The sequence below is a fragment of the Mesorhizobium sp. M0761 genome, from assembly GCF_040320205.1.
GTDB lineage: Bacteria > Pseudomonadota > Alphaproteobacteria > Rhizobiales > Rhizobiaceae > Mesorhizobium.
In genome coordinates this window covers 117,131-142,035 of sequence record NZ_JAMYPF010000004.1, presented here as the reverse complement: position 1 = coordinate 142,035, position 24,905 = coordinate 117,131, and the positions used below count along the sequence as shown (strand labels likewise).

Below are 24,905 nucleotides of genomic sequence, written 5' to 3'. Positions count from 1 at the left end.
TCCCTTCCTATCCGCGAACGGCGCCGAGCGTCAGCCCGCGCACAAGATGTCGTTGAGCAAGCACTCCAAGGGCGATCGACGGCACAAGGGAGACGATGGCAAGGGCCGCGGCTTCGCCATATTGCGCGCCCTGGAAGCCGATGAAGGCGCGGAAGACCGTTGGCAGCGTAAAGGCAGTTCGGCTGGTCAAGATCAGAGCGAAGAAGAACTCCGTCCAGCATGCAATGAAGGCGAAGACAGCCGCCGCGACAATGCCTGGTGCTGCGAGCGGCACGGCAACGCGCCAGAACGCCTCCCATCTCGTGCAGCCATCGACGAGGGCCGCCTCCTCCATCGACTTCGGCATGCCGCGGAAATAAGCAAACATCATCCAAACGGACACCGGCAGCGTGAAGACCGTATAGGCGATGATCAGGCCGACATGAGTGTCGTAGAGCCCGACCTGGCGATAGATCAGGAACACCGGCAGCACGATCCCGATCGGCGGCAAAAAGCGCTGCGACAGCACCCAGAAAGACAGATGCTTGCCGCCGGTGTCGTAGCGCGCCAGGCTATAGGCCATCAGCGTGCCGAGCAGCGCCGAAAGCACCGTGGCCGAAAGCGAAATAATCAGGCTGTTGATGAGCCCGTCGAGACCACGATAGGCGAACAGCGCAGCTTTGTAGTGGACAAGCGTCGGAGCGGCGGGGAACCAGACAGGCGGTACGGTGAGGTAGTCGTCGCTGGGCTTGATGGAGGTGTTGAACATCCAGTAGAGCGGCCACAGCACGAACACCAGGAAGAACCCCAGCAGCACAATTCGGCCGATCGGCAACGACCGGCGTTTCCTGGGGCGGGCGGGCGCGAGGGCGGCCATCAGACCGGTTCTACCTTCAAGAGCCGACGCACCAGCAACGTCACGATGAGCGCCGTAAAGATCAGGAACAGCCAACTTCCTGCTGTTGCCTGCGACAGATGAAACTGTGTGAAGCCGATGGTATAAAGATAATAGGAGGCCGTGTAGGTTTGTGTTCCCGGGCCACCCCCTGTCATGATGAAAATGGTATCGAACATACGGATTGCGTCGAGCAGACGGAAGGTCAGCGCCAGCAGCATCATCGGCCCGAGATGCGGGAGCGTGATCGCCCAAAAAACCTGCCAGGCGTTGACGCCGTCGAGTTCTGCCGCCTCATAGAGATTGGGTGGGATTGCGGTCAGCCCGGCGAGCAGGATGACGAACATGAACGGCGTCCACTGCCAGACATCGGCGATGATCAGCGAGACGTAGAGCCACGGGCGCTCCGTCATCCAGCCGATCGTAACCTCCTGCCCCAATAGTTGCGTCAGGATATAGTTCGTCGGTCCGAAAGGCCGCTGTAAAAGCAGCGTCCAGGCTTGGCCGACGATGACCGGGCTGATGAACAGCGGCACGATCAGGATCGACATGATCACACCGCGGCCCGGAAAGCTGCGCACCATTGTCAGCGCCACCAAGAGGCCGAGAACGAATTCTATAGCGACGCTGATGCCCGACAGCGATGCTGTCAGCAACAGGGACCAACGTGCTACGGGATCGAACACGACCCGCTCGAAGTTCTTCAATCCGACAAAGGCGTGGCCCGGCACCTGGAAGTCGTAGTTGATGAAGGATACCACCAGCGAGAACAGAAGCGGATAGATCGACAGTGCCAATATCAGCAGCACAGCGGGGCCGACCAGCAGCCACTTGAAATGACGGTCTGCCCATTGAGCAAAGGCAGACAGCCGGGGCGGTGCGCCGGCTGCCTTCAAACGACGGATCGTGGCGGTGGGCTGCATAGGCTTATCCAAAATCGCCGCTAGCGGGGAGGTGTTGCGAGCCAAGCGCCCGCAACACCGATTGCTCCAGAGAAGTCCGCCTGCCCTCAGAGGGTGACCGCCATGCCAAGTTTTTCCACCGTGTTGTCGGCGGTGGCGCCAGGCAGTTTCAAGAACTCGGTGTAGAAGCCCTTCTGCGAATCCACACCCAGTCGGTCGGTCGTCTCGTTCCACTCGGCGGCCGCCGTTTCAAGCGACGCCTTCGGATCCGCACCAGCCCACACCGCCGTGCACATGCGATCGATGCTCAAGAAGTAGTCCTGCGCGCCTGGCATGATCGGGTCGAGCAGACCGACATTTGCCGAGTTGTTGAGGTTGGCAAGGTACTCCTTGGCACTCGGGAAGAGCGCGCCGTAGAGCTCGGACTTGAAGTGCGAGATGCGGTACGGGTCGCGTAGAGCGTAGGGCAGCATGCAACGTGCCAGCGAGACGGGTGGCGAGCATACCCACTGCATGAACAGATACGCCGCCTCAGGGTTGGGCGAGTCGGCCGACAGTGCCTTGTTGTAGCCGGTGGCATGTTCCGGATTTCCCGGAACCACGGCATAGCCGACCTTGCCGGCGATCTGGGACTGCGGAATGAAGTTGATTGCCGTGGCCGACTGCGAATAGTTCGCCGCCATACGGCCGCTAGGAGGCCAGGAATAGATCATCGCGACTTTGCCGGTCAGGAAAGCCGCCCACAAGGAGACGGCGTCGAGTTCGTTGTTGCCGGGGATCGAGGCCTTGTTTGCGGCGAGCATGTTTGTCAGCGTCTTCACGCCGGCATCCGAAACCAAACCTGCCTTCATGTCGTCGCCGAAGAGTTTTCCGCCGTTGGCCCGGTACTGCTGCAGAAAGTCGAACTGATTGCCGGGGCTGCCCGCCTTGCGGAAATGTCCCGCGCCATAGACCTTTGGCGCCATCTGGTCGGTGATGAACTGGGCGATCTGGGCATATTCTTCCCATGTCTTGGGCGGTCCAAGCTTGGCGTTGAACTTCGCCTGGTAAGCCTCCACCATTTTAGGATCCTCGAAAATGTCCTTGCGGTAGTAGAGAGCGAACATGTCGCCGTCGTCGAAGAACCCCCAGATCTTGCCCTTGTAGGTCGGCAGCGCCTTGTACAGGGGATGATAGTCCTCGAGGTCTGCCGGATTCATGTATTTGGCGATGTAGTCGTCTAGAGGGGCGATGACGCCGCCATCGGCAAGCGACGGCGTCCAGGCCGGCGAGATGTCGAGGACGTCATAGGCACCCGAGCCTGCGATGTGCTCGGCGACTGCCTTGGAGTACTGGTCCGGGTTCGACAGCTCGACGACATTCGACTTCATCCCGGTAAGCTGCTCCCACATCGGCCCACTGAAATTGCGCGGGTCGAGTGCCTGCAGGCCAGCCTCGTAGGTCATGTTGAGGGTGACGCCCGAATGCGCCTTGGCCGCCTCCGCCGCGCGAAAGGCGGAACCGTCCGCAGGCCCTTCCTTCGATGCTTTCAGGGCTGCGGCCTGCGCCTGGCCGAGCGGCGACGTGGCGTCCGCCAATTCCAATGTTTGCTGCGCCAGCGCCCAATCGGTCATCATCCCCAGCAGCGGGCCGGACACGGCCAACATGCCGGTCATCTGACCGAAGCGGGTGATGAAAGTTCGGCGGGTGGTTTCGCCGCGCATGAAGGCGTCGACCTCTGCTTCGAGACCTGCCTGAAAGTCACGTTTTTCACGATCGTTCATAGTGCTTGGTCCTCCCATTTTCCTTTTGCTTCACTCGTCCGCCGGCGCAGCGGTCAAGCATTTCCTGCCGTAAGGTCGCCGCAAAGAGGCCGCGGCGGCGCGCCGAAAATCAGTGTCCTCCTAGGTTCCAAAGCGGGCGGCGAGCCCAGACAGCCTGGTCTTCCATAGCTCGCTCGAAAGCACCTCGCGATTGACCACGCCGCGCGGCTCGCGACCACGCTGCACCTCCATTACCGCTTTGACGTCGGCGGCACCGTTGCCGGCAAAGCACTGGTCGGTCCAGCAAAGCGCGTGCGGCGCCAGGATGACATTGTCGAGTTTGAGGATCGCATCGTCTGCCTCGGGAGGCTCTTGTTCCAGCACGTCGAGACCGGCGCCGGCGATGCGGCGCTCCTGCAGCGCTTGCGTCAGCGCTTTCTGGTCGACGATCGGGCCGCGCGCGGTGTTGATCAGGTAAGCTGTCGGCTTCATCAGGGCGATCCGCTCGGCATTGACGATGTGGTGGGTCTGGGGCGACAGGGGGCAACTCACCGACAGCACGTCGGCGCGGCGAAACAGATCCTCCAGCCCGACCAGCTCGACACCCAGGTCGGCAGCGACCCTCGTGTCGGCAAACGGGTCATGGGCAATGAATTGCATGTCAAAGGGCTTCGCCAAGCGGAAGACCTCGGCACCGATATTGCCGATGCCCAGCGACCCAAGCGTACGCCCGACGAGGCCGACCCCCATATGTTCGGAGCGCTTCTCAAAACCAACAGACCCTTTGCGGGTGAGCGCGTCCTTTGTCAGCAGCTTGCCGGTCAGCGCCAGCATGAAGGTGATGACGGATACGGCGACGGGCCGTCGCACGCCATCGGGCGTGATGACCAAGGCAATACCGGCTGCGGTGCATGCCTCAAGGTCGACAGTGTCGTAGCCGACCCCGAAGCGGGCAATGACGGCCAGGCGGCGGCTCCTGGGGACACTCGTGGCATCGAAACGATGGGCGAGGAGGATCAGCGCATCGAAATCCTCAAGTTGGTCGGCGCGAAGCGGACTGTTTGACTCCAGGAACACCATCTCGACACCTGTCGCATTGCGCAGCGGCTCCAGATCGAAATCTGGGTAGGTCGGCGAGCCGTCCGGCCTGCGGAAATCACCGGAAAGCGCCACCCTGAATTTCACGCTGTCCATCGTCTCCTCCGCTCCTATTGGCACCCGGCCCGGATCTTGGAAACCGCGTCGGCGATCGCGTCGTGCAGGACCCAAACGTCGCCTGAATAACAAATGAAATCGAAGCCCTGTGCGTAGAACTCGTGTCCCTGGGCGACGTTGGGCACCAAGCGTCCAAGCGATTTGTTGTGCTTCTTGGCGGCGGCAACGATTTTGGCCATTGCAGCAGTGAAAGTGGGGTGGGCGAAGTCGCCAGGAATGCCGAGCGAGACGGACAGATCGAAATGTCCGACCCACAGACAATCGACCCCGTCCAGTCCCGCGATGCCGTCAATGTTCTTGACGCCGTCGGCGGTCTCGATCAGGCAGATGAACGTCGAGCGCTTGTTGGCGGCCTCGAATTTATCAGCGACCGAGCCTGGCCGGTAGCGGTCATGAGCGATCTGCAGCGCCACGCCGCGGGCGCCGGCAGGGTGGTACTTCATGGAATTGATGATGTGCTGCGCCTGTTCGACGCTGCTCACCATCGGCGCGATCAGGCCTTCGGCGCCCATATCCATGGCGCGGGCAAGGAAGTGGTAGTCCTGCGATGGCACACGCACCATGACCGGCAGGTCAGCCGCCTCGAAATAGCGAATCGCACTCTTCAGCGTCTCCAAGCTAAATCCCGAATGCTCCATGTCGAAAAAGACGAAATCGCAGCCAGCGGACTTCAGGATGTGACCGATTCCCGGCGTGGCGAACTCGGCGACGAGCGTACCGAGCTTGACCCGCCTGTGAGAAGCTAACGCCCTGAGACTTGGCTCTGACATGCACTTCCTCCCGTTCGCCCCAATGGGGCAATCCGCCTACGTTCTCTTCAATGCGTGGCCTCAAGAACGAGGTCGCAGGTCGTCACCAACTTGGTCACGACGAGCGGCGCGCTCCGCGTATTGAATTCGTCGAAATGAGCGGTGCGGCAATGGTCCTCGAATGCGGCCTCGCTATCGTAAATTTCATAGAGCAGGACCCGATCCGGTTCGCCACGCGCCTCCGTCACGTCAAAGCGGCGGCAGCCGGCCTCGGTGCGCATCGACGCGGTTGCATTGGCGTCGACAAGTTCTCGGAACCTGTCCCGGGCACCAGGCCTCAGGCGGAAATCGACCCAGACGACAAATCCGGTCATCACTTGGGCCTCGCAAGTTGCAGATACCGCTTGGCCACATATTCGAGATGGCTGCGCATGGCCGTCTCTGACGCGTCTGGATCGCGCGCGGCGACGGCCTCGAAGATTTCGCGATGAGCCTGGTAAGCCTTGCGGTCTTCACCCTTGGCCAATGTGGTGCGACGCTGTTCGAGCAACCATTCAGCCAACGCCGCGTGAATAGCTGTAAAGATCCGATTGCGGGTGATTACCGCCAGCACGTAATGGAAGTCTACGTCCGTGCGCTCGAAGCGCGCCAGGTCGCCGATTGATTGACGGTTGAGTTCGAGCGCCTCCTTGAGGCTCTCAATGTCTTCCGGGGTAGCATGCACAGCGGCGTTGCGGGCAAGGCCGACCTCGAAAAACAACCGCGCGCTCTGGAAGTCGTGAACCCCTCCCGGCGCCGAAATCATGTGCCGAGCCGGCCCTGAAAGGGCGTCGATCACGAATTGAGGAGTGGGTCGAGTGACGCGGGCACGCTCCCCCGATTTTACCTCGACAAGGCCCATTTTGCTCAGATGCAGCAGCGCCTCACGGATGGAAGGCCGCCCTACCCCGAACTGCCGCATGAGTTCCCGTTCAGATGGGAGACGGTCGGCTTCGGCCAACTCTCCCTCTCGGATCATCCGCTCGAGGTGCGCTGCCACCTCGTCCGAAAGCTTCCGCTGTTTGATCAGAACTCCGATCATGTGGCATACCTGTTATACCAATCAGGTACGTTATGATCCCATAGCACCCCTTGTCAACGAGATCTAAGCATCCGGTGGCCGGGCCCTTAAAGCGACTCCGTCGTTGTCGAGGCGTCCTTTGCGACGCCTTCAATGTCTTCACGAAGATTTCAGTAACTTGAGGGAGAGCGAGCACAATCTGCTCGGTGTTCCGATCGGGAACGGTCTTCGAACCCTGGGTCGGTGGTCAGTTTGAACCTGCGGTGTGGACCCCAGGAGTGCCACCGGGCCGTGTGCTGGCCGAGACCTACCCAACCGCCTGCTTATGAGCTGGGACATGAGCCCTCGATGGCAAGTAGACCTCGACCTGAGCAAGATCAGCGAATGGAAGCGGGTTCACAGCCGAGGCGGAAAACGCGAACTCTCGCTGCTGGACCCCTTTGGCAATACGCCTGCTCCATCTGCGCTCGTCACGTTGTGCTCATCCTTGTGCGGTTGGCGGCCGCCGCTTGAGGATGCGCATTTGAAACTGTCTCAAGATCATTTTAGTCCTGAGGGGCCTCAGGCGGGGGCGCTTGCCATTTAGTTATCGTCACCTGCGCATGTCGAACCCGTACTCGGCGCCAATCTACGCGCTGGCCAGTTTGCGACATGTGGTTTCGGCGATCCGCTTTCAGTGCGACGATCATGCTGGACGGCTGATATGAGGCGCGTTCCCGCCTGGCAGCTTAGGGGCAGCAAGCAGGACGTCGGCTTTCTTGCCTCGACCTGGCCTAAGCAGTCATTCAATTCGTGGCCTCAAGCAGCTCGTCCACGCTCCTCCTGACGCGGCGTGCCATCCAGCCGATCTCGGGCTGATGTGCGTGGACGGCAGTCGTCCTTTGACCACCGCTTCTGGCGGCGCCGATTGGCGAGCCGCCTCGCCATCATTAGCTATGGAACGGAAAAGAAACCATTCAGCATCAGACTACCGCTTTTCGACGCACCTTTTCGAATATGTCGGAACGAGCGCTTGTCGCGCAGCCCACGATGCCCCCCATTGGTGAACCGGTTCCATGAAGAGTCTGACAATACGCCACCGCATCCTCGTCAGTTTCGCAGCCGTTCTGGTGGTCATGTCCGTGATAGCCCTCATCGCGTACGCCTGGTTTCTTCAGGCGGGGGAGGAGGCGACTGAGGTCGAGAAGGGCATCCTTCCGGACCTTTATCACAGTACCGAGATCATGACGGGCCAGATGGCGGCCCATAGTCTGCTTCAGGAATATGCCCTTCAGGACAACCCGTCAGACAGAAGCACGGTTGAAAACGCGATCACGACCAATCGCAACCAGGTGCAGCGGTCGATGGACGACTATGAGGCAACGATCGTCTCCGATATCGACAAGCAGAATTATGCAGCCGTCAAACAACTCGCCAACCAATTCCGTCTGGCTGAAACTGCTGTGCTGGAAACAAGCCGGGCTGCCTTGTCGAAAGGTGAAACTCCCAATGAAAGCCCAGCTATCAAGAACGAAGTAGAGCCGATCTTTGTAAAATTGCAGTCCGCTCTGCAGGCCATGGTTGAGGATCACAGAGGCGAGGCAAACAGCGCGACGCAGCGGATCAGCTCGATCGTCAGAACGGCCGAAGTCGGTTTGAGCGTTGGCTTGTTGATAGCCCTCGGGCTAGCCCTTCTTTTGGGTTACCAGCTGTTTCGCGCCATTACAGGTCCGCTCACCCGTTTGGTCGACGCGGTTCAATTGATGCGGCAAGGCGACTTCAGCGAACGGCTCGATCTGAGGCGCCGAGACGAATTCAGCGTGCTTGCCGACGGCTTCAACGCAATGGCGGACGATCTCACAACCCTCATTGGTCAGGTTCAAAGGTCCAGCATACAGGTCGGCACGTCGATAACTGAGATCGCCGCCACCTCCAAGCAACAGCAGGCAACTGCGACTGAAATCGCAGCGACCACAACAGAAATCCGAGCGACAGCCAAGGAAATCTCCGCCACATCAAACGAACTGGTCCGCACGATGAACGAGGTCTCCACAGTTGCCGAACAAACCGCTGCCGTGGCTGGCGGGGGGCAAGCGGGGCTGACCCGTATGGAAGAAACCATGCAGCAGGTCATGGAAGCGGCTGGCGCGATCAATTCCAAACTGGCGATCCTGAGCGAGAAAGCCGGCAGCATCAATCAGGTGGTGACGACCATCACCAAAGTGGCCGATCAGACGAACCTGTTGTCGCTCAACGCTTCCATCGAGGCGGAGAAGGCAGGCCAATATGGCCGGGGTTTTGCAGTGGTGGCGACGGAAATCCGAAGGCTCGCGGACCAGACAGCTGTCTCCACCTACGATATCGAGCAAATGGTCAAGGACATCCAGTCGGCAGTCGCGGCCGGGGTGATGGGCATGGACAAGTTTTCCGAGCAGGTCCGTCGGGGTATGCAGGACATCCAGCAGGTCGGCGGGCAACTCTTCGAGATCATTCAGCAGGTTCAGGGGCTGGTGCCACGTTTCGAAGTCGCCAATGAAGGCATGCAAGCACAGGCGACCGGCGCGGGGCAGATCAGCGACACGCTAACCCAGCTAAGCGAGGCAGCTCAGCAAACAGTCGAGTCCCTTCAGCAATCGACGCTCGCGATCGACGAGCTCAATCAAGTCTCAGGCGGCATGCGAAGTAGCATATCGAGGTTCAAGCTACGAGCATAGCGAGCCGGCAGTAGGAGGTGACAATGCTATTCCTCGCCTTCAGCATGGGTCCGGATCGCTACTTGATCGATGTCCACAAAATTGAAGAGGTGCTGCCCTATATCGACGTGAAAGTTCTTCCGGGTGCGCCAACTGGTGTGGTGGGTTTGGTCAGCTATAACGGAATACCCATCCCCCTGATCGATGTCACCCTTCTTGCGCTTGGCCGACCATCGGAGCGCCTGTTGAGCACCCGGATCGTTGTGACGCGCTATCCGGCGGATGATGGCGAGCGACGCCTGCTGGGGCTGATCGCGGAACGGGTGACGGATACGATCGAGCGAGACCCGGCCGATTTCGCGCCGTTCGGACTGGAACCAGGAACCCCGCCCTATCTTGGGCCGGTGGCTTCCGATGGTTTGGAGATCATTCAGTGGGTCAAAGTGGAAGCGCTGCTTTCGGAAGAGATTCGTACCGCTTTGCTCCGCCAGGCGGCAATAGGTGATCAATGACCGGAGCAATAGAAAAGCTCCTGACGGAAACCATTGGACTGGACAGTGCCAGCGTTGGTCCGACAGTGGTTCGTCAGGCGGTCAGAGAACGGATGGAAGCATGCCGGATAACCAACCCTCAGGCCTATAGGCAACACTTGGCCGGTTCCTCGCAGGAGCTGCAGGAGCTGATCAATGCGGTGGTGATCCCAGAGACCTGGTTCTTTCGCGACCGAGAAGCGTTCACGATGCTGGCGCGGCATGCGCGCGCGCACAAGCCTGCTCAGCCGATAAGAATCCTGAGCCTGCCATGTTCAACCGGCGAAGAGGCTTACTCGGTCGCCATGGCCATGTTCGATGCCGGCTTTGAGGCGCATGAGTTCAAGATCGATGGCGTGGACGTCAGCAGCCGCAATATCGCGACGGCTGAACACGCCATCTATGGCCGCAATTCGTTTCGCGGCAGCCATTTAGAATTCAAGGATCGCTATTTCGAAGCGGCCGAGGGCGGGTTGCGGCCTGTTGCTGGGGTGCTGAAACAGGTTCGGTTCATGGTAGGAAACTTGTTCGGTTCTCACGCGCCTTTCGGGCAAGAGGTCTATGACATCCTGCTTTGCCGCAATTTGCTGATCTATTTCAATCGAGAGCTGCAGGATCGCGCATTGATCTGCCTGAAGGACCTGCTGGCCAAAGACGGACTTCTTCTGGTCGGTCCGGCGGAAGCAGCTCTTCCAAGGGTGCATGGCTTTCTTTCCGCTGAATGGCCATTGGCCTTCGCCTTTCTGAAATCGGAGCCCGTCAAGACCACGGCGCCGAAGGTTTCGGCCGCCGTCCCGGTGCGGACGCCAAGCCCTAAGGTCAACAAGAGCGAGCCTCTTCGTCCGTTCCGACCGACAATTGGCAATGAAGGCCGCGGGCAGGCTCCGGCCAAGCCGCTTGCACGCGCCTCGGAAAGCCTCATCGCGGTTGAACGGATCGCCAATGCAGGACGCGTAAAGGAGGCACAGGAGGTCGCCCTGGCGCATCTCAGGGAGTTCGGTCCTTCCGCAGAAATCTTCTACCTGCTGGGCCTCGTCCAGGATGCGGATGGTTCTGCACCCGAAGCCGCGCAAAGTTATCGCAAGGCGCTCTATCTCGCGCCAAATCATCGAGAAGCTCTTGTCCATCTGGCCTTGCTGCTTAGCAAGCAAGGCGACCATAACGGCGCCGAGGCGCTGGCCGGCCGGCTGGGTCGGGTCCAGAAAAGGAGCGGCAGTTGATGGCGGCTTCGACAAGGATCGCTCAGCCGGTGGAGCAGATCGAAATCAACGACTGCTGGCGGCAAATAGGCGTACGGGGTGACAAGTCATGTCCGCTACTAGAGCAGCATCTCCACTGCCGCAATTGCCCGACCTACAAGAAGATCGCACGACGCCTCCTCGACCGTGCAGCTCCCTCGGCATCTCGCGACGAATGGCCTGACAACGCTGGTCGTGCAGGGATCGATTCGGCAGACAACGACGCGCTGCAGACGGCCGTTCTCTTCCGTTTGGGGGAGGAATGGCTGGCACTTCCAGTCGGTATTTTTCATGAAGTGGCTGAATCTCGTCGCGTTCATTCACTTCCACATCGCAGGAACAGTGCACTGCTCGGCATTGCGAATGTCCGTGGTGAATTGCTCATTTGCCTTTCCCTGGCCGAATTGCTCGGGATAGACGAGCGCAAGGAAGGGGAACAAGGCACACGAACCAAGGTATTTCGCCGCCTTGTCGTGGTAGGCGAGCGCGACAAGCGGGTTGCTTTTATGGTTGATGAGATCCACGGCTTACATCGGTACCAGGAACGCGACACTCTCGCTGTTCCGGCCATGATTGGGAAGGCACTGTCTGCCGCTACGGTTGCCGTGCTGCCATGGCAAGGACGAGCCGTTGGCTGTCTCGATCCACGACAACTGCTCACGATGCTGGATCGGAGCATCGCATGACAGATGAAGACTTCAGCCAGGTTTCGATGCTCAGCCTCTTCCAGGCCGAACTGGAGACGCAGTCACGGGCTCTAACCTCTGGACTTCTGGCACTCGAACGCGATCCTATAGCCGCCGACGCCCTGGAAGCATGCATGCGTGCCGCGCATTCTCTGAAAGGAGCTGCCCGCATCATCGACCTGATGCCCGCAGTCAAAGTTGCAAATGCGATGGAAGACTGTCTGGTCGCAGCGCAACGCGGGCATCTGAGGGTGCGACGGGAGCATATAGATGCGCTTCTGCAAGGTTCTGACCTTTTGAAATTGATCGCATCGGGATCATCGAGCGAGAGCGCCAACTCAGAAGTCGAAACCTTTCTCGCGAAGTTCGAGGGGTTGTCCCTCCCCCAGGCAAAGCCCGGGCCCCAAGATTCTGCAGCTGATTTCGCAACTCCAGATCATGCCCAGGAGCAACTGGCGACGACCTCTTCAGCGAACCTCCTCGTTGGGGCGGTACCGCAAGCCCACGGCAGCATCGGCTCTGATAGAATGGTTCGGGTGACGGCAGACAGCCTGAACCGATTGCTCGGGCTGGCTGGCGAGTCGCTGATGGAAGCTCGGCGGCTCAGGCCATTCGCTGACGGGCTGCTACGGCTGAAGCGACTTCAATCGGACCTCGCAAGTGCGTTCGACAATCTTCATGCAGTGCTGCCGCCGGTTTCAAACGATGCGGCGGTGGTGGAGGCGCTGGCTGAAGCGCAGCGAAAGCTTCGGTTGAGCCAAGCGTTCCTGGCGCAGCGTTTCGATGAGTTGGATTCAGTGGATCGGAAAGCGACCGATCTTGCCAACAGATTGTACGACGAAACGTTGGCGAGCCGGATGCGGCCTTTTGAGGACGGCGTGCGACACTATGCGAGAATGATCCGCGACCTCGGTCGTACCCTTGGCAAGCGGGTGCGACTGGAGATCGTAGGCGGCTCGACCGGCATCGACCGCGATATCCTCGAGCAGCTCGATGCCCCTTTGGGGCACCTTCTGCGCAACGCTGTAGACCATGGGCTTGAACCGCCTGAGGAGCGCCTCGCGATGGGCAAACCCGAAGAGGGGCTCATCAGGCTCGAAGCGAGGCACAATGCCGGGCTGCTGCAGATAGCCGTGGTGGACGACGGCAGGGGGATAGAGCTCTCGAAGCTGCGCGAGACCGTCGTCGCCCGGCAACTTGCAACCAGGGAAAGTGCTGAAACACTCAGCGAAAGCGAATTGCTCGCGTTTCTGTTTCTGCCAGGCTTTTCCATGAAAGCGGGCCTTACCGACGTCTCAGGTCGCGGTGTGGGGCTCGATGCAGTGCAAGCCATGACGAAGGAAGTCCGGGGAGTCGCAAGCGTCTCCTCAGAATTTGGCCACGGAACCCGATTTCAACTGCAATTGCCGCTGACACTGTCGGTCCTGCGCACGCTGCTCGTCGATGTCGATGGAGAGCCCTATGCTTTTCCACTCGCTGCCATTTCCAAGACTTTGAAACTGCAGCGGACGGAGATCAACGTCCTGCAGGGCCGGCCGCATTTTCGATTAAACGATCGACAGATCGGGCTGGTCACCGCTCGCGAGGTGCTCGATCGAGGTGAGCCCGGATCGGAACCGAACGAACTATCGGTCGTCGTCGTAGATGCGGGTCGGGGCGATGCGTACGGCCTGATCGTTGACCGTTTTCTCGGGGAACGCGAGTTAGTGATCAGACCTCTCGATCCACGGTTTGCCAAGATCAAGGACATCAGCGCAGCGGCCCTGATGGAAGATGGTTCGCCCGTTCTGATCTTCGATGTCGACGATCTGATCCGATCGGTGGAAAAGCTTGCATCGTCCAGCGGATTTCGAGCTCTTCGGCGCGCCGCGGGCGGCCCCGAAGCGAGCAGGCGCAAGCGCGTGCTCGTGATTGACGATTCACTGACGGTTCGCGAACTCCAGCGCAAGATGCTCGGCAATTACGGTTATGAGGTCGAAGTGGCGGTAGACGGCATGGACGGGTGGAATGCCGTCCGGTCTGGTCCTTTCGATCTCGTCGTCACCGACATCGACATGCCTCGCATGGATGGCATCGAGCTGGTGAGTTTGATCAGAAAGGACGCTGATCTCAAGAACACACCCATTATGATCGTTTCATACAAGGATCGGGAAGAAGATCGCGCGCGCGGGCTCGACGCAGGTGCGGACTATTATCTGACCAAGAGTAGTTTTCAGGACGAGGCGCTGATCCATGCCGTCGTGGACATGATTGGCGAGGCGGCTGAATGAGATCGAGATTGGAAGCCAGCGAATGAGAATCGGCGTAGTCAACGACATGCCGATGGCGGTTGAACTTCTGCGTCGACTGGTCCTGTCGACCGGCGAACATCAGGTCGCGTGGATCGCGACCAATGGGCGTGAGGCGGTCGAGGTCTGCAGACGTGATCTGCCGGATCTGATACTCATGGATCTAGCGATGCCAGAGATGGACGGCGTGGAAGCGACGCGCAGAATCATGGCGGAAACCCCGTGCTCAATCTTGCTGGTGACCGCCAGTATCGAAGCCAACCTCGCCGGCGTCTACGAAGCAATGGGTCATGGCGCGCTTGACGCAGTCGATATTCCGTCGGTGGGCATCGAAGGCAACGCGTCCTCGCAATCCGCCCGGCTTTTGACGAACAAGATACGAACGATAGGCAAGTTGATCGGTGATGCGCCTACCCAGGCGAAAAGGCGGATGTCACGTGCGGCTGAGCCGTCAACTCGACGCCTGATAGCAATCGGCGCCTCTGCGGGCGGGCCGGCTGCCGTTGCCGCAGTCCTGAGCGCGTTTCCCGTTGATTTTGGCGGCGCGATTGTGCTCGTCCAGCATCTCGATGCTCAGTTCGTTCCAGGCCTTGTTGATTGGCTAGGGCAGCATACGCGTCTCCCGATCCGTCCGGCGGGGGAAAGGGATAGCCCTCAAGCGGGCACCGTTCTCGTTGCCAGTTCTGCGGATCATCTGGTTTTCAAGTCAGCTCAGCAACTTGGCTATACGCCCAGCCCCAAGGACAATGTTTATCGGCCGTCCGTAGATGTGTTCTTCGAAAGTGCGGCGCAATGGTGGCCTGGCCCGGTGATTGGTGTTCTGCTCACAGGCATGGGCAGGGATGGTGCGCGCGGGCTGAGACAGCTCCGTGACAAGGGGCATCTCACAATCGCGCAGGATAGAGCAACCAGTGCCGTCTATGGCATGCCGAAGGCCGCCGCCGACATCGGCGCGGCTGTTGATATTCTTCCTTTGGGTGCGATCGGCTCACGTATAATCGAAGCCTGCGAGCGCTCCACGTGAAAGGCCCCTTCCGATGACGCAAGAACCAGAGTTGGTCCCGCCACTCGCAGATAACTATTCATCCATGGTTCTGCTCATCGATGATCAGATCATGGTTTGCGAGGCGGTCAGGCGCGCTCTAGCCAACGAGCCCGATATTTCCTTACACTTCTGCACCGACCCGTTGAGAGCGATGACGGTCGCGGATGAGGTAAAGCCAACCGTTATCCTGCAGGATCTCGTGATGCCAGGGGTCGATGGGCTGCATCTGGTGCGAGAATACAGGAAGCATGCGTCGACACGCGCGGTGCCAGTCATTGTGCTGTCGAGCAAGGAAGATCCAGCCACCAAGGGCGAAGCCTTCGCTGCGGGCGCGAACGACTATCTCGTCAAACTGCCGGATCGTATCGAGTTGATTGCACGCATTCGATATCACACGCGGGCCTATCTGGATCACGTCCAGCGAGACTCGGCACACCGAGCGCTGAGGGAAAGCCAGCGACAGCTGATCAGTGCAAATCTAGAGCTTGAACGTCTGACGCGGATCGATGGCCTGACGGGTCTCGGCAACAGGCGCTATTTTGACGAATATCTGGCGGCTGAATGGAAACGCGCTTTTCGCGCACAGTCCCCACTGTCGCTGTTGATGATCGATGCCGACAACTTCAAACGATACAACGATACCTATGGCCATATGGCCGGCGACGATGTGCTCAAGCAAATCGCCCGCGTAATCCAGAGCGGTTCCGGCCGCTCCACCGATCTCGCTGCGCGGTACGGAGGCGAAGAGTTCGTCATCGTGTTGGTCGACACTATACTGGAACAATCCAGTGCGATCGCCGAGCGGCTCGTCCAGAGCGTGCGGGAGTTGAACATACCCCACGGCCCGGATCGCGTGACCATCAGCGTCGGCGTCGCAACAGCGGTGCCCACCGAGAACGAGACGCCAAACGATTTCGTCAATGCCGCCGATTTGGCTCTGTTTCGTGCCAAATCGGAAGGACGAAATCGTGTTGCGCTTCATATGTCCCGCAGCTAGAGAAGCTCACATCTCAGTCAACGAAGCGCGCCCTGTTCGATTTGAGGACGACCTTGGCAAAGTCGGGCACTTCAAGACCTTGGCGCACGAGCGCATCAAGTGCCTGCTCGGACGCCCTGATGGCGGCGAGCCGCGCCAGCACAGTCTCAGCCTCCAGGCGGGGGACCACGGCGATACCGTCCCGGTCGCCGACCAGTATGTCTCCCGGCGAGATAGTCACTCCTCCAAGCACCACCGGGAATCCGACCGTGCCTGGACCATTGCGCGCAGGCGAATTCGCAATGACCCCGGCACAGTAGACCGGCAACCCGACAGCCTCGATCCCGACAACGTCGCGCACGAGGCCATCAGTGATGAAGCCGGCGACGCCCTTGTTGCGCGCCATGCCGAGCACGAGATCGCCAGTTACCGCCGTACCGGCAAAGCTGTCGGTGGAAGCGACGATGACGTCGCCACTTGCTGCGGCATCCAGTGCTCCAAACAGGGCGAGGTTGTCGGCGGGGCCGCAGTGACAGGTCACGGCGACGCCGACCATCGTCGCAGTAGCTGGCGACAGTGGCTTGATCGCATAATGCAAGGCGCCGCGTCCCCCCATCGCGTCTACGACCTGGCTAACCGGCACGCCCGCAAAAGCACTGATGATTTCTGCTGCGGGCCGTTCGAAACGGCGCTTGATGGTGAGCAGTGGTGGGTCTTCAATCATGTAGCGGCCCCATTCCCTGAACGAACGAAATACAGTCCGGCCCGAGGTCGCGCAGGCTCCGCGCGCCCATCAGTCCCATGACGCGGTCGATCTCCTTGCGGTAGAGTTCGAGCACGTGGCGTACCCCCTCCTCGCCGGCGACCGCGAGCCCCCACAACTGCGGCCGCCCGATCAGACAGCACGAGGCGCCGAGCGCCAGCGCCTTGACGACGTCGGAGCCTCGCCTGATGCCGCCATCGATAAGCACCGGTATGCGGCCTGCGACAGCCGCGACAACCGCCGTCAACGCGTCCAGCGATGCGGCGGCGCCGTCAAGCTGACGGCCCCCATGATTGGATACGATGATGCCGTCGATTCCCCGCGCTACAGCCTCGGCGGCTTCGCTGGGATGCAGGACGCCTTTCAGCAACAACGGTCCGGACCAGACAGTGCGCAGCCAGTCGACATCGGCCCAGGAGAGTCCGGGATCGAGCATTGCGGCCATGCGGCCCGCCAATGCACCGACCGTCGCCGTATCCCCGGGGCGCGCGTAGTTGCCGAAGGTCAGTTTCGGGAGTCGGGTGCGCATACGAAGAAGCCACGCCGCCTTGGTGGCGGCCGCGAGGGTTCCGGCCAAACCGAAGCGCGGCGGGATGGCAAAACCGTTGCGGATGTCGCGTTCACGGTTGCCAAGCATCTGGTTGTCGATGGTGAGCACCAGCGCGTCGTAGCTTGAGGCACGCGCCCGATCCACCATTTCTCGGGTGAAGCCGCGATCGGTATAGACGAACACCTGCATCCACCGTGGGCTACTTCCGGTGGCTGCTATATCCTCCAGCGTGCAGACGGATCCGTGGCTGGCGCAGTAGAATGTCCCTGCGGCCGCTGCGGCTCGGGCGGCTGCGCGCTCGCCGTCGGGCCAGAACAGCCCAGCCAGGCCGGTTGGCGCGATGCCCAGCGGGATGGCAAGTTTCGCGCCGAAGAGGTCAAGGGAAAGGTCTCGCGTCGTTGCACCGTTGAGTGGTCGCGGCAGAATGGCAACCTCGTTAAAAGCTTGCTCGTTCCGGCGCAGCGTTCGCTCATCCTCGGCACCGCCATCGGCGAAGTCGAACACCGGGCGTGGCAAAGTCCGCCGCGCGGCGACGCGGACCGCGGCCACGCTGTACAGGCACTTCAACGCCGCCATCGAAGCAGACGATGCCGCACCGCCGGCACCGCGGTCATCGCCTGTGTTTGAGGCGGACGAGGAGCTACTCACGGTTGCTTTCCGCCGATGCGACCATGATGCGTCGGTCCACCGCCTCCCGGAACACGCACGCAGGAGAGTGTTCCCTCAAAGGAGGGATCGCTGCCGGTCGCCAGCACGCCGGCATTTGTCACCCAAAGCATCTCGCCCGAGAAGACGCAGTTGGTCGTTGCCTTGCCGCAGACGAAGAAACCCTCCGCTGTCCCGTTGGGCTTCAGAACGTGAATGCCGTTGGCGGCAATATCCGTGACATAAAGGCGGCCATCGGCTCCGACCTTCAGCCCGTCCGGGATCGGATTGGCCCCAGGCAAGCGGCCCAGGTCTTCGACGCAACCATCCGGACGCTGCCGCTTGACGCGACCCGTATAGGACTCCCCCCAAATGATCGAGCCGTCGGCTTCGATCGCCACACCATTGGGGAACGTCGGCTTGTCGAAACCGAGAGCAAGGTACGCACTGCCGTCGGGGTTGACGGCAAAGATGTAGCTGGGGTCCGGGTTCCCCGGGTTGTATGTGCCGGGATCGCTAAAGATAAGCCGGCCGTCAGCAGCAAATACAAGATCGTTTGGACCATTGAGCCGAATGCCTGCGACTTCGCTTAGCAGGATTTCCGGCTTTCCGCCTTCGGCAACCCGCTGGATGGATGGTGTCGTCATCTCCGCGGCCCGCCAAGGTCCGGTCGTGCCGCCGTTTTGGCAGACATAGAGCAGGTCATCCGATCCAAGAACACAGGCGTTGGGCGCTCCGGCAACATACGCTAATTGGCGAGCACTTCCGTCGCGATCTATGGCCGTCAGCTGGCTTCGATAGCTTTCGACGATGACAATTCGGCCATCGGGCAGCACCGTCGGGCCCTCGGGCCAGCCAAGGCCGGTCGCGACAACCTCGACGGCCAGCTTTTCAACCTCGTTCATCGTGCGACCCCCAGAACGGCAGCCTATCAAGATTTGTTGAGCATAATCCAGCCTGGCGGTCACATGACCCGGCGACTCGAAAGATAACTAGACTGACGTGCGCGCTAGGTGGCCCACTTTTGCGTCGGGGCTCCGCCACTCTTCAGATCAACAGCAACCAGCACCAATACGCACCAATCACCATTTGCACAGCGAACGCGGTGAACCTGAGACTGACCGCGAGTTGGCTGGTTGAGACGAGGTGGATCACCGACTGCACTATACGTGCGCCTAACATCGTGGAGGCCAAGGGATCCGTGACATCTGTCTTTGAAATGATGATCGCGACTCCGAGCAGACCTCCGAAGATTGGAAGCCCTTCAATGCAGTTGGCGTGGGCACGGGCTAACCTCCGCATAAACGGGGAGAGGGCTCCGTTATCTGGCGTAAAGCCGTTTGCCGGGACTTGCCCAGAGATCACCAGGTAGCTCCGGATAACTTCCATCACGATCAGCAGGGCCAGCGCCCACGAGATGAAGCCAGTCAATGCGTAAGCACTCGCCGACATGTGCCCTCCCCGTTGCTAGCACTCTAGGTCGTTGTAGCCGATCAACTAGTCTAATGCTATTCGACGAGGAGGGGCGGCCTGTAGTGGGGCCGAAACGGAATAGCAGCTTTTGGACGTTGTGCCCGGAATAGCTGCCGTTCAGCCAATCAGCAGGATTGACCGCTTTCGCCCTTTAGCGACCCTTCCGCGCCAGATCAGTCGATGCTTGAAGCTGCCATTCGCAGAGTGAAAGCGGCGTCGAGCATGGTCAGAAAGGCGCGCACGGCGGGGTTGGCGCGTCGGCTTGCCGGCCAGAGCACGGTGACATTGTTTCGCTCGACCGCGAACGTGGACAGCACTGGGACCAGTTCGCCGCGCTTCACATAGGGAGCCGCCATGAAGGAGGCGCCTATGCCTATCCCACCGCCGGCTGCCAGCATGATGAGCACGGCATCGCTGGCATCGGCGACCACACCGGAATTGGGCACGATCTCGATTTCACGGTCGCCAATCCGGAAGGGCCAGCGAAAGGCCTGGCCTGTGCTCTGATATCGAAGGTTGACGGTGTCGTGCCCTTCCAGGTGATCGGGATGGGTCGGTGTGCCGCGTTCCTCGAGATAGGCTGGCGAGGCGAAGCAGCAAAGCCGATGGGGTGCGATCTTGCGTGATAGTAGCCGGGTGTCAGCCAGATCACCGATGCGTATGGCGACATCGATCCCTTCCTCGATCATGTCCACCATCTGGTCACCCAGCCTGAGATCGACGATCAGGTTCGGATGGAGCCGACGGAAAGCCGGCAAAGCCGGAGCGATCAGATGCAGTCCGATCGGCAGCGACGCGGCCACGCGCAACGTGCCCGATGGTTCGGAGCGCGCGGTCATTGCCGCCTGCTCTATTTCCTCCGCCTCGCGTAGCAGACGCAGCGCGCGCTCATGCAGGTCGCGCCCTTCGGGCGTGAAGGTGAGCGAGCGCGTTGTACGGGTAAACAGCGACAATCCTAAATGCCGCTCGAGCCGCTGGACGCTCTTGCTGACCGCCGACGGGGAAATCGACAGCGCGCGCGCCGCTGCCGTGTAGCTGCCCAGCGATCCCGCACGCGCGAAGGCGATGATGCCAGTGAGCCGATCCAAAGTGATATGTTCCGCCATGGCATTACTTAACCGCCATCGGCACCGATTATCAACCGGCGGTCATGCCGCTAGATTCGCTCCAATGACATGGATGAGCGGAGATTTCACCATGAGCGATAAGATGAAGGCAGTCCGTCTGCACGCATTCGGTGGTCCCGAGATGCTGGTGTACGAAGACGCGCCTAGGCCGGGTGTGAAGCCCGGCGAGGTGCTTGTCCGAGTCCAGGCGGCCGGGCTTAATCCGCCCGACTGGTATCTGCGGGATGGCTATCGCGCACTGCCGCCAGAATGGCGACCCAACGCGTCCTTCCCACTGATTCTCGGCACGGACGTGTCGGGCGTCATTGAAGCGGTTGGCGCTGACGTCGCTGAGTTCAGCATCGGTGACGAGGTCTACGCAATGGTTCACTTCCCCGATAACTTGATGACGGGTAGCAATGCCTACGCGCATTATGTCAGTGTGCCGGCATCGCATGTTGCGTTGAAACCAGCCGGCATCGACCATATTCATGCGGCTGGTGCGCCGATGTCGCTTCTGACGGCATGGCAGTTCTTGATCGAACTTGGCCACGACGAGCCGAATCCGTTCCAGCCCTTACCGCATGAGCCGGTGCCCCTCGACGGCAAGACGGTGCTCATCAATGGTGCCGGAGGCGGTGTCGGGCATCTGGCCGTCCAGTTGGCGAAATGGCGGGGCGCGCGCGTCATCGCGGTGACATCGGCCAAGAACGAGGCGCTGATGCGCGATCTTGGCGTGGATCAATTCATCGACTACAAGACAACCGCGGAAGATGTCGTTCGAGACGTCGACCTTGTCCTCGACGCGGTGGGCGGCGCGGACATGGAGCGCTTCTTCCATGTTCTGAAGCCGGGCGGCGCGCTGTTCCTGGTCAACCCACTGGGCTTCGCTGGTCACGAAGAGACAGAGAGGCTGGGGATCACGGTCTCATCCACACAGGTTCGATCCAATGGCGCGCAGTTGGCAAAAGCCGCCCGCCTGCTCGACGACGGCCTTGTGCGTGTCGTCATCGACAGCACATTCCCGCTGGCCGAGGCATCGCGCGCACACGAGCGCGCCGCCGACGGCAGTATTCAAGGCAAGATCGTGCTGGCCGTCTGAATTGTTGCTTTCAGTCCGACCGACCATCGGGAGTGCAGACGATCGGGCGCAATTACGCCGTTTAGCCGACGAAGACCACCGACCGACGTCCGGCTGAATCGTGCTCGACTACAAGTGCCGCGATGGCTGCCGCGATCTTCGCGCTGCCTTGCACTGACGGTTCGATGGGATTGGCGAAGTCCGCGTCATCATTCGATACCAAGCGCAGGTCGACGAGCGGCAAACCGCGCGAGAACGCCGCCCGGGTGATGACGTCGTTGAGGACCGTCAGGGCAGTTGCGGCAAGTCTACGACGCTGTGGGTCGGGAAAGCGCGCCTCGTAGATCGTGCAGACAGCGGTGGGTAGGTTTTGGCCCAGCGCCCCCTCGAGCATCGTACAGTAGTCGTGCTCGAATTCCTCCCGGATATCGCTGATCCTGTCCAGAACCTCGGCCACCGAACGGGCCCCCTGCTCCAGAATCCCTGCATGACGAAGAGCATCATTGCCACCGACGCTGACGACAAGATGGCTAGCATCCTGGGGGAGCCGTTCAAGCTGCCGCTCGACGCCGCTTGTGACGGCGCCGTCGACGGCGTTTAGCGTTGCACGCCACCCCTCCGGCAACCGCTCCCGCAGCTGCCGCACTACGTCGGGCCCGTGCGCGACATAGGCAGCGTTGTCAAAGATCGAATCCCCGAGAAGGACGACGTGTGGCATCGGATGCTCCGTTGAGGCCTCTGCCAATGCTGCATCAGCAGAGGAGGTAAGGTGGTGGGTTGTGACCGCGGCAGCGAGCACGGTCAGGAGATCAGGGCGAGTCAGGCCACCTACAGAACGGAACGGCATCTCAGCCGTCCAGGAACGCCAGAAGCGCGGCATTCACCGCGCTGGCCTCTTCGCGCAGTACCCAAGTCGCCTTCTCGAACGTCTGCAGGCCCCGATCGTTGCAAAGGGCCAGACTGCGCTCGGCCAGGCCATATTCCAGAGCTTGGTCCTGCATCCCCCACAGTACAAGGGTCGGCGTCGTGATCCGCTCCTTCAGGCTTGGGCGGAAGCGAAGCGCCCGATACCAGTTGAGCATGCCTGTCAGCGCCCCCGGCCGTTCCCAGGCCTGCCGATACTCTGCGATTTCCTCCGCCGTGAAGGCATCTGTTCGGCTGGATTTGATGAGCGCCCGTGCCAGCAGAGCCGAGCGCCCCGCCCCCAGAAAAGCCTCCGGCAGCAAGGGGAGCTGGAAGAAGGCCGCATAGCTGCTCCGCAGGAACTGGGTCGGAGATCGCAAGGAATGGGCAAGCAGCACCTCGGGATGGGGCGCGTTCAGGATGACGAGCCTTTCCAGGCGGTGCGGCAGCTTTGCGCCTGCGGCCCAGGCGACGATACCGCCCCAGTCATGACCGACGAGGTGAAACCTTCCGATGCCGAGCGCGTCGGCGATGGCAACGACATCGCCGACGAGCTTCGGGAGCGTGTATTCACGGATGGCTTTCGGCTTGTCACTGGTGTTGTAGCCCCTCTGGTCGGGAACGATGACCCGGAATCCGGCGGAAGCGAGCGCATCGATCTGCCGTCTCCAGCCGATCCAGAAGTCGCCGGGAGCAGTCTGTCCCGGTCCAGCCGCTAGGCTGGCAGCAGCGGAGGCGTCGATCAAAGTTAATATCTCGCGGAGTTGACGAGGAGTTCTGATAAGCAAGTTTCAATTTCGCGCTTTTTCCCGCAAATTCGAGAGCGTGAGGAATTGAAACCATTCGTTGATTAATCAGGCGTTTTCGCCGGCCTGTCACGCCGGAGGTCGCGGGTTCGAGCCCCGTCACTCGCGCCATTTCTCCTCAGGAGAAATGTGACATAATCGTCTAGAACATGGTCTTGCATGTGGAAATTCAGATCCGGTCGGATCTGAATTCGGTCTCTCCCGCAACGACGTCACCCCTTGGCCAGCAGCGCCTCGACCTCCTGCAGCGTCGGCATGGACGGCGCGGTGCCCGGCCTTGTCACCGAAATGCCGGCGACGGCGCAGGCGAAGCGGACGGCTTGCAGCGGCTCCACGCCTTTGGCGAGTGCGGCGGCCAGGCCGCCATTGAAGGCATCGCCCGCACCGGTGGTTTCGACCACTGCGCCGGCATTGACCACCGGGACATGGTCGGACCGAGCGGCCGTGTGCAGCAGCGCGCCTTTTTCGCCGAGCGTGATGATGACCGAGCCGACGCCTTTTTTGAGCAGGCTGTCGGCGGCGCTGCGAGCGTCGTCGATCGAAGAAACCTTGATGCCGGTCAGTTCCTCCGCCTCGGTTTCGTTGGGGGTCACATAGTCGCACAGCGTGTAGATGCGGTCCGGCAGCTTGGCCGCTGGCGCCGGATTGAGAATGGTGGTCACCCCTGCCCCGCGCGCGATCTCGAGTGCGCGCAGTGCCGCGTCGATCGGCTGTTCGAGCTGGGTGACGAAGACGCCGGCTCCACGGATCAGGCCGGCATTGGCCTCGATGTCTTCAGACGAGATCAGCATCGCCGCACCCGGGCTGACGATGATGGCGTTGTTGCCGGTCGTCTCCTCGATGAAGATATAGGCCGCGCCGGTATAGCTTTGCGGCGTGTCGATGACGGCGGATTTCACGCCCGCCTCTGCCCAGGTCGCCTTGGCCATGTCGGCGAAAGCATCGACGCCAAGCCGGGTCAGGAAAGAGATGTCGGCGCCGAGCTTGCCTGCCGCCACCGCCTGGTTCGAGCCCTTGCCGCCAGGCCCCAGCTTGAAGGAATTACCAAGAATGGTCTCGCCCATGCGCGGCTGTCGATCGGCCCGGTAAGCGGTGTCGGCGACGAAAACGCCCAGAATGACGACAGGCTTGCCCGACGCCATGGCCCTACTCGGCGTCCGGCGGCACGACGCCCTTGCGAAAGGCGAAGCAGCCATAGAAGCGGCGCTCGCCGGTCTGGATGACGCAATAGGCTTTCTTGGCGCGCTCGTAGAAGGCATAGCGCTCGACCGAGATCATCGGCCAGGCCTTGCCTTCCGCCTTGTCGATCTCCTTCTGCACCTCTTTTTGCACCGGCGGGATCTCGTCCGGCTTGCCGACGATCTCCATGCGCGCGGCCGCATCGTCGACGAAAGTGTCCAGCGGATAGAGCGACAGCACCGCCTTGACCACATCGGCCGCCGAGGCGTCGATGTGCAGCAGCTTGCCGAGCACGGTCTGCTTTGCCACCGAATCGGCGGGGAAATTGGTGTCGGCGATGATCAGATCGTCGCCGTGTCCCATTGCCCTGAGCGCCTGGAGCACATCGGCATTGAGCAATGGGTTGATCCCTTTGAGCATAG

At 60.8% G+C, this 24,905-nt stretch carries 24 protein-coding genes; 8 read left to right on the top strand and 16 right to left on the bottom strand.

Features of this window, described 5'->3' with window-relative positions; translation table 11 throughout:
- Positions 1-7: 7 nt before the first annotated feature.
- From NKI32_RS08290 to nanR, 7 genes are all read right to left on the bottom strand, one after another.
- Positions 8-814 (bottom strand): carbohydrate ABC transporter permease, encoded by an 807-nt coding sequence (locus NKI32_RS08290; protein ID WP_352625267.1) that lies wholly within the window; start codon positions 812-814, stop codon positions 8-10.
- 41 nt (positions 815-855) lie between these two features.
- Positions 856-1,842 carry a carbohydrate ABC transporter permease gene (locus tag NKI32_RS08285; protein ID WP_353002493.1) on the bottom strand — a complete coding sequence of 329 codons (987 nt, stop codon included), beginning with the start codon at positions 1,840-1,842 and terminating at the stop codon, positions 856-858.
- Positions 1,843-1,883: 41 nt separating this feature from the next.
- A complete protein-coding gene (locus tag NKI32_RS08280; protein WP_352650121.1) occupies positions 1,884-3,539 on the bottom strand; it encodes an extracellular solute-binding protein in 1,656 nt (551 codons plus the stop codon).
- 120 nt (positions 3,540-3,659) lie between these two features.
- Entirely contained in the window at positions 3,660-4,712 is a 1,053-nt protein-coding gene (locus NKI32_RS08275; RefSeq protein WP_352625271.1) for an NAD(P)-dependent oxidoreductase, read from the bottom strand.
- A 14-nt stretch (positions 4,713-4,726) separates the two neighbouring features.
- Positions 4,727-5,503 (bottom strand): HpcH/HpaI aldolase family protein, encoded by a 777-nt coding sequence (locus tag NKI32_RS08270; RefSeq protein WP_023726880.1) that lies wholly within the window; start codon positions 5,501-5,503, stop codon positions 4,727-4,729.
- A 47-nt stretch (positions 5,504-5,550) separates the two neighbouring features.
- Positions 5,551-5,856 carry a putative quinol monooxygenase gene (locus NKI32_RS08265; protein WP_023742807.1) on the bottom strand — a complete coding sequence of 102 codons (306 nt, stop codon included), beginning with the start codon at positions 5,854-5,856 and terminating at the stop codon, positions 5,551-5,553.
- Complete coding sequence (nanR, locus tag NKI32_RS08260; RefSeq protein WP_023689446.1) at positions 5,856-6,563, bottom strand: transcriptional regulator NanR; 708 nt, start codon at positions 6,561-6,563, stop codon at positions 5,856-5,858. The genes NKI32_RS08265 and nanR overlap by 1 nt, the downstream gene beginning before the upstream one ends.
- 1,034 nt (positions 6,564-7,597) lie before the next feature.
- On the opposite strand from nanR, the gene NKI32_RS08255 reads away from it, so the two are divergent.
- The 7 genes from NKI32_RS08255 to NKI32_RS08225 all read left to right on the top strand — a co-directional run bounded on the left by NKI32_RS08255 (position 7,598) and on the right by NKI32_RS08225 (position 15,998).
- Positions 7,598-9,235 carry a methyl-accepting chemotaxis protein gene (locus NKI32_RS08255; RefSeq protein ID WP_023689447.1) on the top strand — a complete coding sequence of 546 codons (1,638 nt, stop codon included), beginning with the start codon at positions 7,598-7,600 and terminating at the stop codon, positions 9,233-9,235.
- A 23-nt stretch (positions 9,236-9,258) separates the two neighbouring features.
- Entirely contained in the window at positions 9,259-9,726 is a 468-nt protein-coding gene (locus tag NKI32_RS08250) for a chemotaxis protein CheW (RefSeq protein WP_023700505.1), read from the top strand.
- Positions 9,723-10,964: a CheR family methyltransferase gene (locus tag NKI32_RS08245; RefSeq protein WP_023734098.1), complete on the top strand. Its 1,242-nt coding sequence runs from the start codon at positions 9,723-9,725 to the stop codon at positions 10,962-10,964. The genes NKI32_RS08250 and NKI32_RS08245 overlap by 4 nt, the downstream gene beginning before the upstream one ends.
- Complete coding sequence (locus tag NKI32_RS08240) at positions 10,964-11,668, top strand: chemotaxis protein CheW (RefSeq protein ID WP_081725531.1); 705 nt, start codon at positions 10,964-10,966, stop codon at positions 11,666-11,668. The genes NKI32_RS08245 and NKI32_RS08240 overlap by 1 nt, the downstream gene beginning before the upstream one ends.
- Positions 11,665-13,938, top strand: a complete 2,274-nt coding sequence (locus tag NKI32_RS08235) for a hybrid sensor histidine kinase/response regulator (RefSeq protein WP_023669442.1) — start codon at positions 11,665-11,667, stop codon at positions 13,936-13,938. The genes NKI32_RS08240 and NKI32_RS08235 overlap by 4 nt, the downstream gene beginning before the upstream one ends.
- Positions 13,939-13,960: 22 nt before the next feature.
- Complete coding sequence (locus NKI32_RS08230; RefSeq protein ID WP_023715424.1) at positions 13,961-14,980, top strand: chemotaxis response regulator protein-glutamate methylesterase; 1,020 nt, start codon at positions 13,961-13,963, stop codon at positions 14,978-14,980.
- Positions 14,981-15,044: 64 nt separating this feature from the next.
- The gene (locus NKI32_RS08225; protein WP_023669440.1) at positions 15,045-15,998 is read left to right on the top strand and encodes a response regulator; all 954 of its coding nucleotides are present in this window, start codon (positions 15,045-15,047) and stop codon (positions 15,996-15,998) included.
- Between the two features lie 13 nt (positions 15,999-16,011).
- Here the strand turns inward: NKI32_RS08225 and NKI32_RS08220 are convergent, their stop codons facing one another.
- The 5 genes from NKI32_RS08220 to NKI32_RS08200 all read right to left on the bottom strand — a co-directional run bounded on the left by NKI32_RS08220 (position 16,012) and on the right by NKI32_RS08200 (position 20,514).
- On the bottom strand, positions 16,012-16,701 hold the full coding sequence (locus NKI32_RS08220; protein WP_023715423.1) for an RraA family protein: 690 nt from the start codon (positions 16,699-16,701) through the stop codon (positions 16,012-16,014).
- A complete protein-coding gene (locus NKI32_RS08215; protein ID WP_050588691.1) occupies positions 16,694-17,866 on the bottom strand; it encodes an alpha-hydroxy acid oxidase in 1,173 nt (390 codons plus the stop codon). The genes NKI32_RS08220 and NKI32_RS08215 overlap by 8 nt, the downstream gene beginning before the upstream one ends.
- A 68-nt stretch (positions 17,867-17,934) precedes the next feature.
- Entirely contained in the window at positions 17,935-18,840 is a 906-nt protein-coding gene (locus NKI32_RS08210; protein WP_023819371.1) for an SMP-30/gluconolactonase/LRE family protein, read from the bottom strand.
- Positions 18,841-18,982: 142 nt separating this feature from the next.
- Positions 18,983-19,387: an MAPEG family protein gene (locus NKI32_RS08205; protein WP_023682292.1), complete on the bottom strand. Its 405-nt coding sequence runs from the start codon at positions 19,385-19,387 to the stop codon at positions 18,983-18,985.
- A 194-nt stretch (positions 19,388-19,581) separates the two neighbouring features.
- Positions 19,582-20,514: a LysR family transcriptional regulator gene (locus NKI32_RS08200; protein WP_353002492.1), complete on the bottom strand. Its 933-nt coding sequence runs from the start codon at positions 20,512-20,514 to the stop codon at positions 19,582-19,584.
- Between the two features lie 91 nt (positions 20,515-20,605).
- On the opposite strand from NKI32_RS08200, the gene NKI32_RS08195 reads away from it, so the two are divergent.
- On the top strand, positions 20,606-21,616 hold the full coding sequence (locus NKI32_RS08195) for an NADP-dependent oxidoreductase (RefSeq protein WP_353002491.1): 1,011 nt from the start codon (positions 20,606-20,608) through the stop codon (positions 21,614-21,616).
- 61 nt (positions 21,617-21,677) lie between these two features.
- Here the strand turns inward: NKI32_RS08195 and NKI32_RS08190 are convergent, their stop codons facing one another.
- From NKI32_RS08190 to NKI32_RS08175, 4 genes are all read right to left on the bottom strand, one after another.
- Positions 21,678-22,313, bottom strand: a complete 636-nt coding sequence (locus tag NKI32_RS08190; RefSeq protein ID WP_023753595.1) for an SGNH/GDSL hydrolase family protein — start codon at positions 22,311-22,313, stop codon at positions 21,678-21,680.
- Positions 22,314-22,443: 130 nt separating this feature from the next.
- On the bottom strand, positions 22,444-23,244 hold the full coding sequence (locus NKI32_RS08185) for an alpha/beta fold hydrolase (protein WP_353002490.1): 801 nt from the start codon (positions 23,242-23,244) through the stop codon (positions 22,444-22,446).
- A gap of 272 nt (positions 23,245-23,516) precedes the next feature.
- Complete coding sequence (gene rbsK / locus NKI32_RS08180) at positions 23,517-24,446, bottom strand: ribokinase (protein ID WP_353002489.1); 930 nt, start codon at positions 24,444-24,446, stop codon at positions 23,517-23,519.
- 4 nt (positions 24,447-24,450) lie between these two features.
- Positions 24,451-24,903 carry an RbsD/FucU family protein gene (locus NKI32_RS08175; protein ID WP_023669431.1) on the bottom strand — a complete coding sequence of 151 codons (453 nt, stop codon included), beginning with the start codon at positions 24,901-24,903 and terminating at the stop codon, positions 24,451-24,453.
- Positions 24,904-24,905: the final 2 nt, after the last annotated feature.

Coding starts and splice junctions, on each gene's coding strand:
- NKI32_RS08280 (WP_352650121.1), bottom strand. CDS start 3,539: ATGAACGATCGTGAAAAACGTGACTTTCAGGCAGGTCTCGAAGCAGAG.
- NKI32_RS08275 (WP_352625271.1), bottom strand. CDS start 4,712: ATGGACAGCGTGAAATTCAGGGTGGCGCTTTCCGGTGATTTCCGCAGG.
- NKI32_RS08270 (WP_023726880.1), bottom strand. CDS start 5,503: ATGTCAGAGCCAAGTCTCAGGGCGTTAGCTTCTCACAGGCGGGTCAAG.
- NKI32_RS08265 (WP_023742807.1), bottom strand. CDS start 5,856: ATGACCGGATTTGTCGTCTGGGTCGATTTCCGCCTGAGGCCTGGTGCC.
- nanR (WP_023689446.1), bottom strand. CDS start 6,563: ATGATCGGAGTTCTGATCAAACAGCGGAAGCTTTCGGACGAGGTGGCA.
- NKI32_RS08255 (WP_023689447.1), top strand. CDS start 7,598: ATGAAGAGTCTGACAATACGCCACCGCATCCTCGTCAGTTTCGCAGCC.
- NKI32_RS08250 (WP_023700505.1), top strand. CDS start 9,259: ATGCTATTCCTCGCCTTCAGCATGGGTCCGGATCGCTACTTGATCGAT.
- NKI32_RS08245 (WP_023734098.1), top strand. CDS start 9,723: ATGACCGGAGCAATAGAAAAGCTCCTGACGGAAACCATTGGACTGGAC.
- NKI32_RS08240 (WP_081725531.1), top strand. CDS start 10,964: ATGGCGGCTTCGACAAGGATCGCTCAGCCGGTGGAGCAGATCGAAATC.
- NKI32_RS08235 (WP_023669442.1), top strand. CDS start 11,665: ATGACAGATGAAGACTTCAGCCAGGTTTCGATGCTCAGCCTCTTCCAG.
- NKI32_RS08230 (WP_023715424.1), top strand. CDS start 13,961: ATGAGAATCGGCGTAGTCAACGACATGCCGATGGCGGTTGAACTTCTG.
- NKI32_RS08225 (WP_023669440.1), top strand. CDS start 15,045: ATGGTTCTGCTCATCGATGATCAGATCATGGTTTGCGAGGCGGTCAGG.
- NKI32_RS08220 (WP_023715423.1), bottom strand. CDS start 16,701: ATGATTGAAGACCCACCACTGCTCACCATCAAGCGCCGTTTCGAACGG.
- NKI32_RS08215 (WP_050588691.1), bottom strand. CDS start 17,866: ATGGCGGCGTTGAAGTGCCTGTACAGCGTGGCCGCGGTCCGCGTCGCC.
- NKI32_RS08210 (WP_023819371.1), bottom strand. CDS start 18,840: ATGAACGAGGTTGAAAAGCTGGCCGTCGAGGTTGTCGCGACCGGCCTT.
- NKI32_RS08205 (WP_023682292.1), bottom strand. CDS start 19,387: ATGTCGGCGAGTGCTTACGCATTGACTGGCTTCATCTCGTGGGCGCTG.
- NKI32_RS08200 (WP_353002492.1), bottom strand. CDS start 20,514: ATGGCGGAACATATCACTTTGGATCGGCTCACTGGCATCATCGCCTTC.
- NKI32_RS08195 (WP_353002491.1), top strand. CDS start 20,606: ATGAGCGATAAGATGAAGGCAGTCCGTCTGCACGCATTCGGTGGTCCC.
- NKI32_RS08190 (WP_023753595.1), bottom strand. CDS start 22,313: ATGCCACACGTCGTCCTTCTCGGGGATTCGATCTTTGACAACGCTGCC.
- rbsK (WP_353002489.1), bottom strand. CDS start 24,446: ATGGCGTCGGGCAAGCCTGTCGTCATTCTGGGCGTTTTCGTCGCCGAC.
- NKI32_RS08175 (WP_023669431.1), bottom strand. CDS start 24,903: ATGCTCAAAGGGATCAACCCATTGCTCAATGCCGATGTGCTCCAGGCG.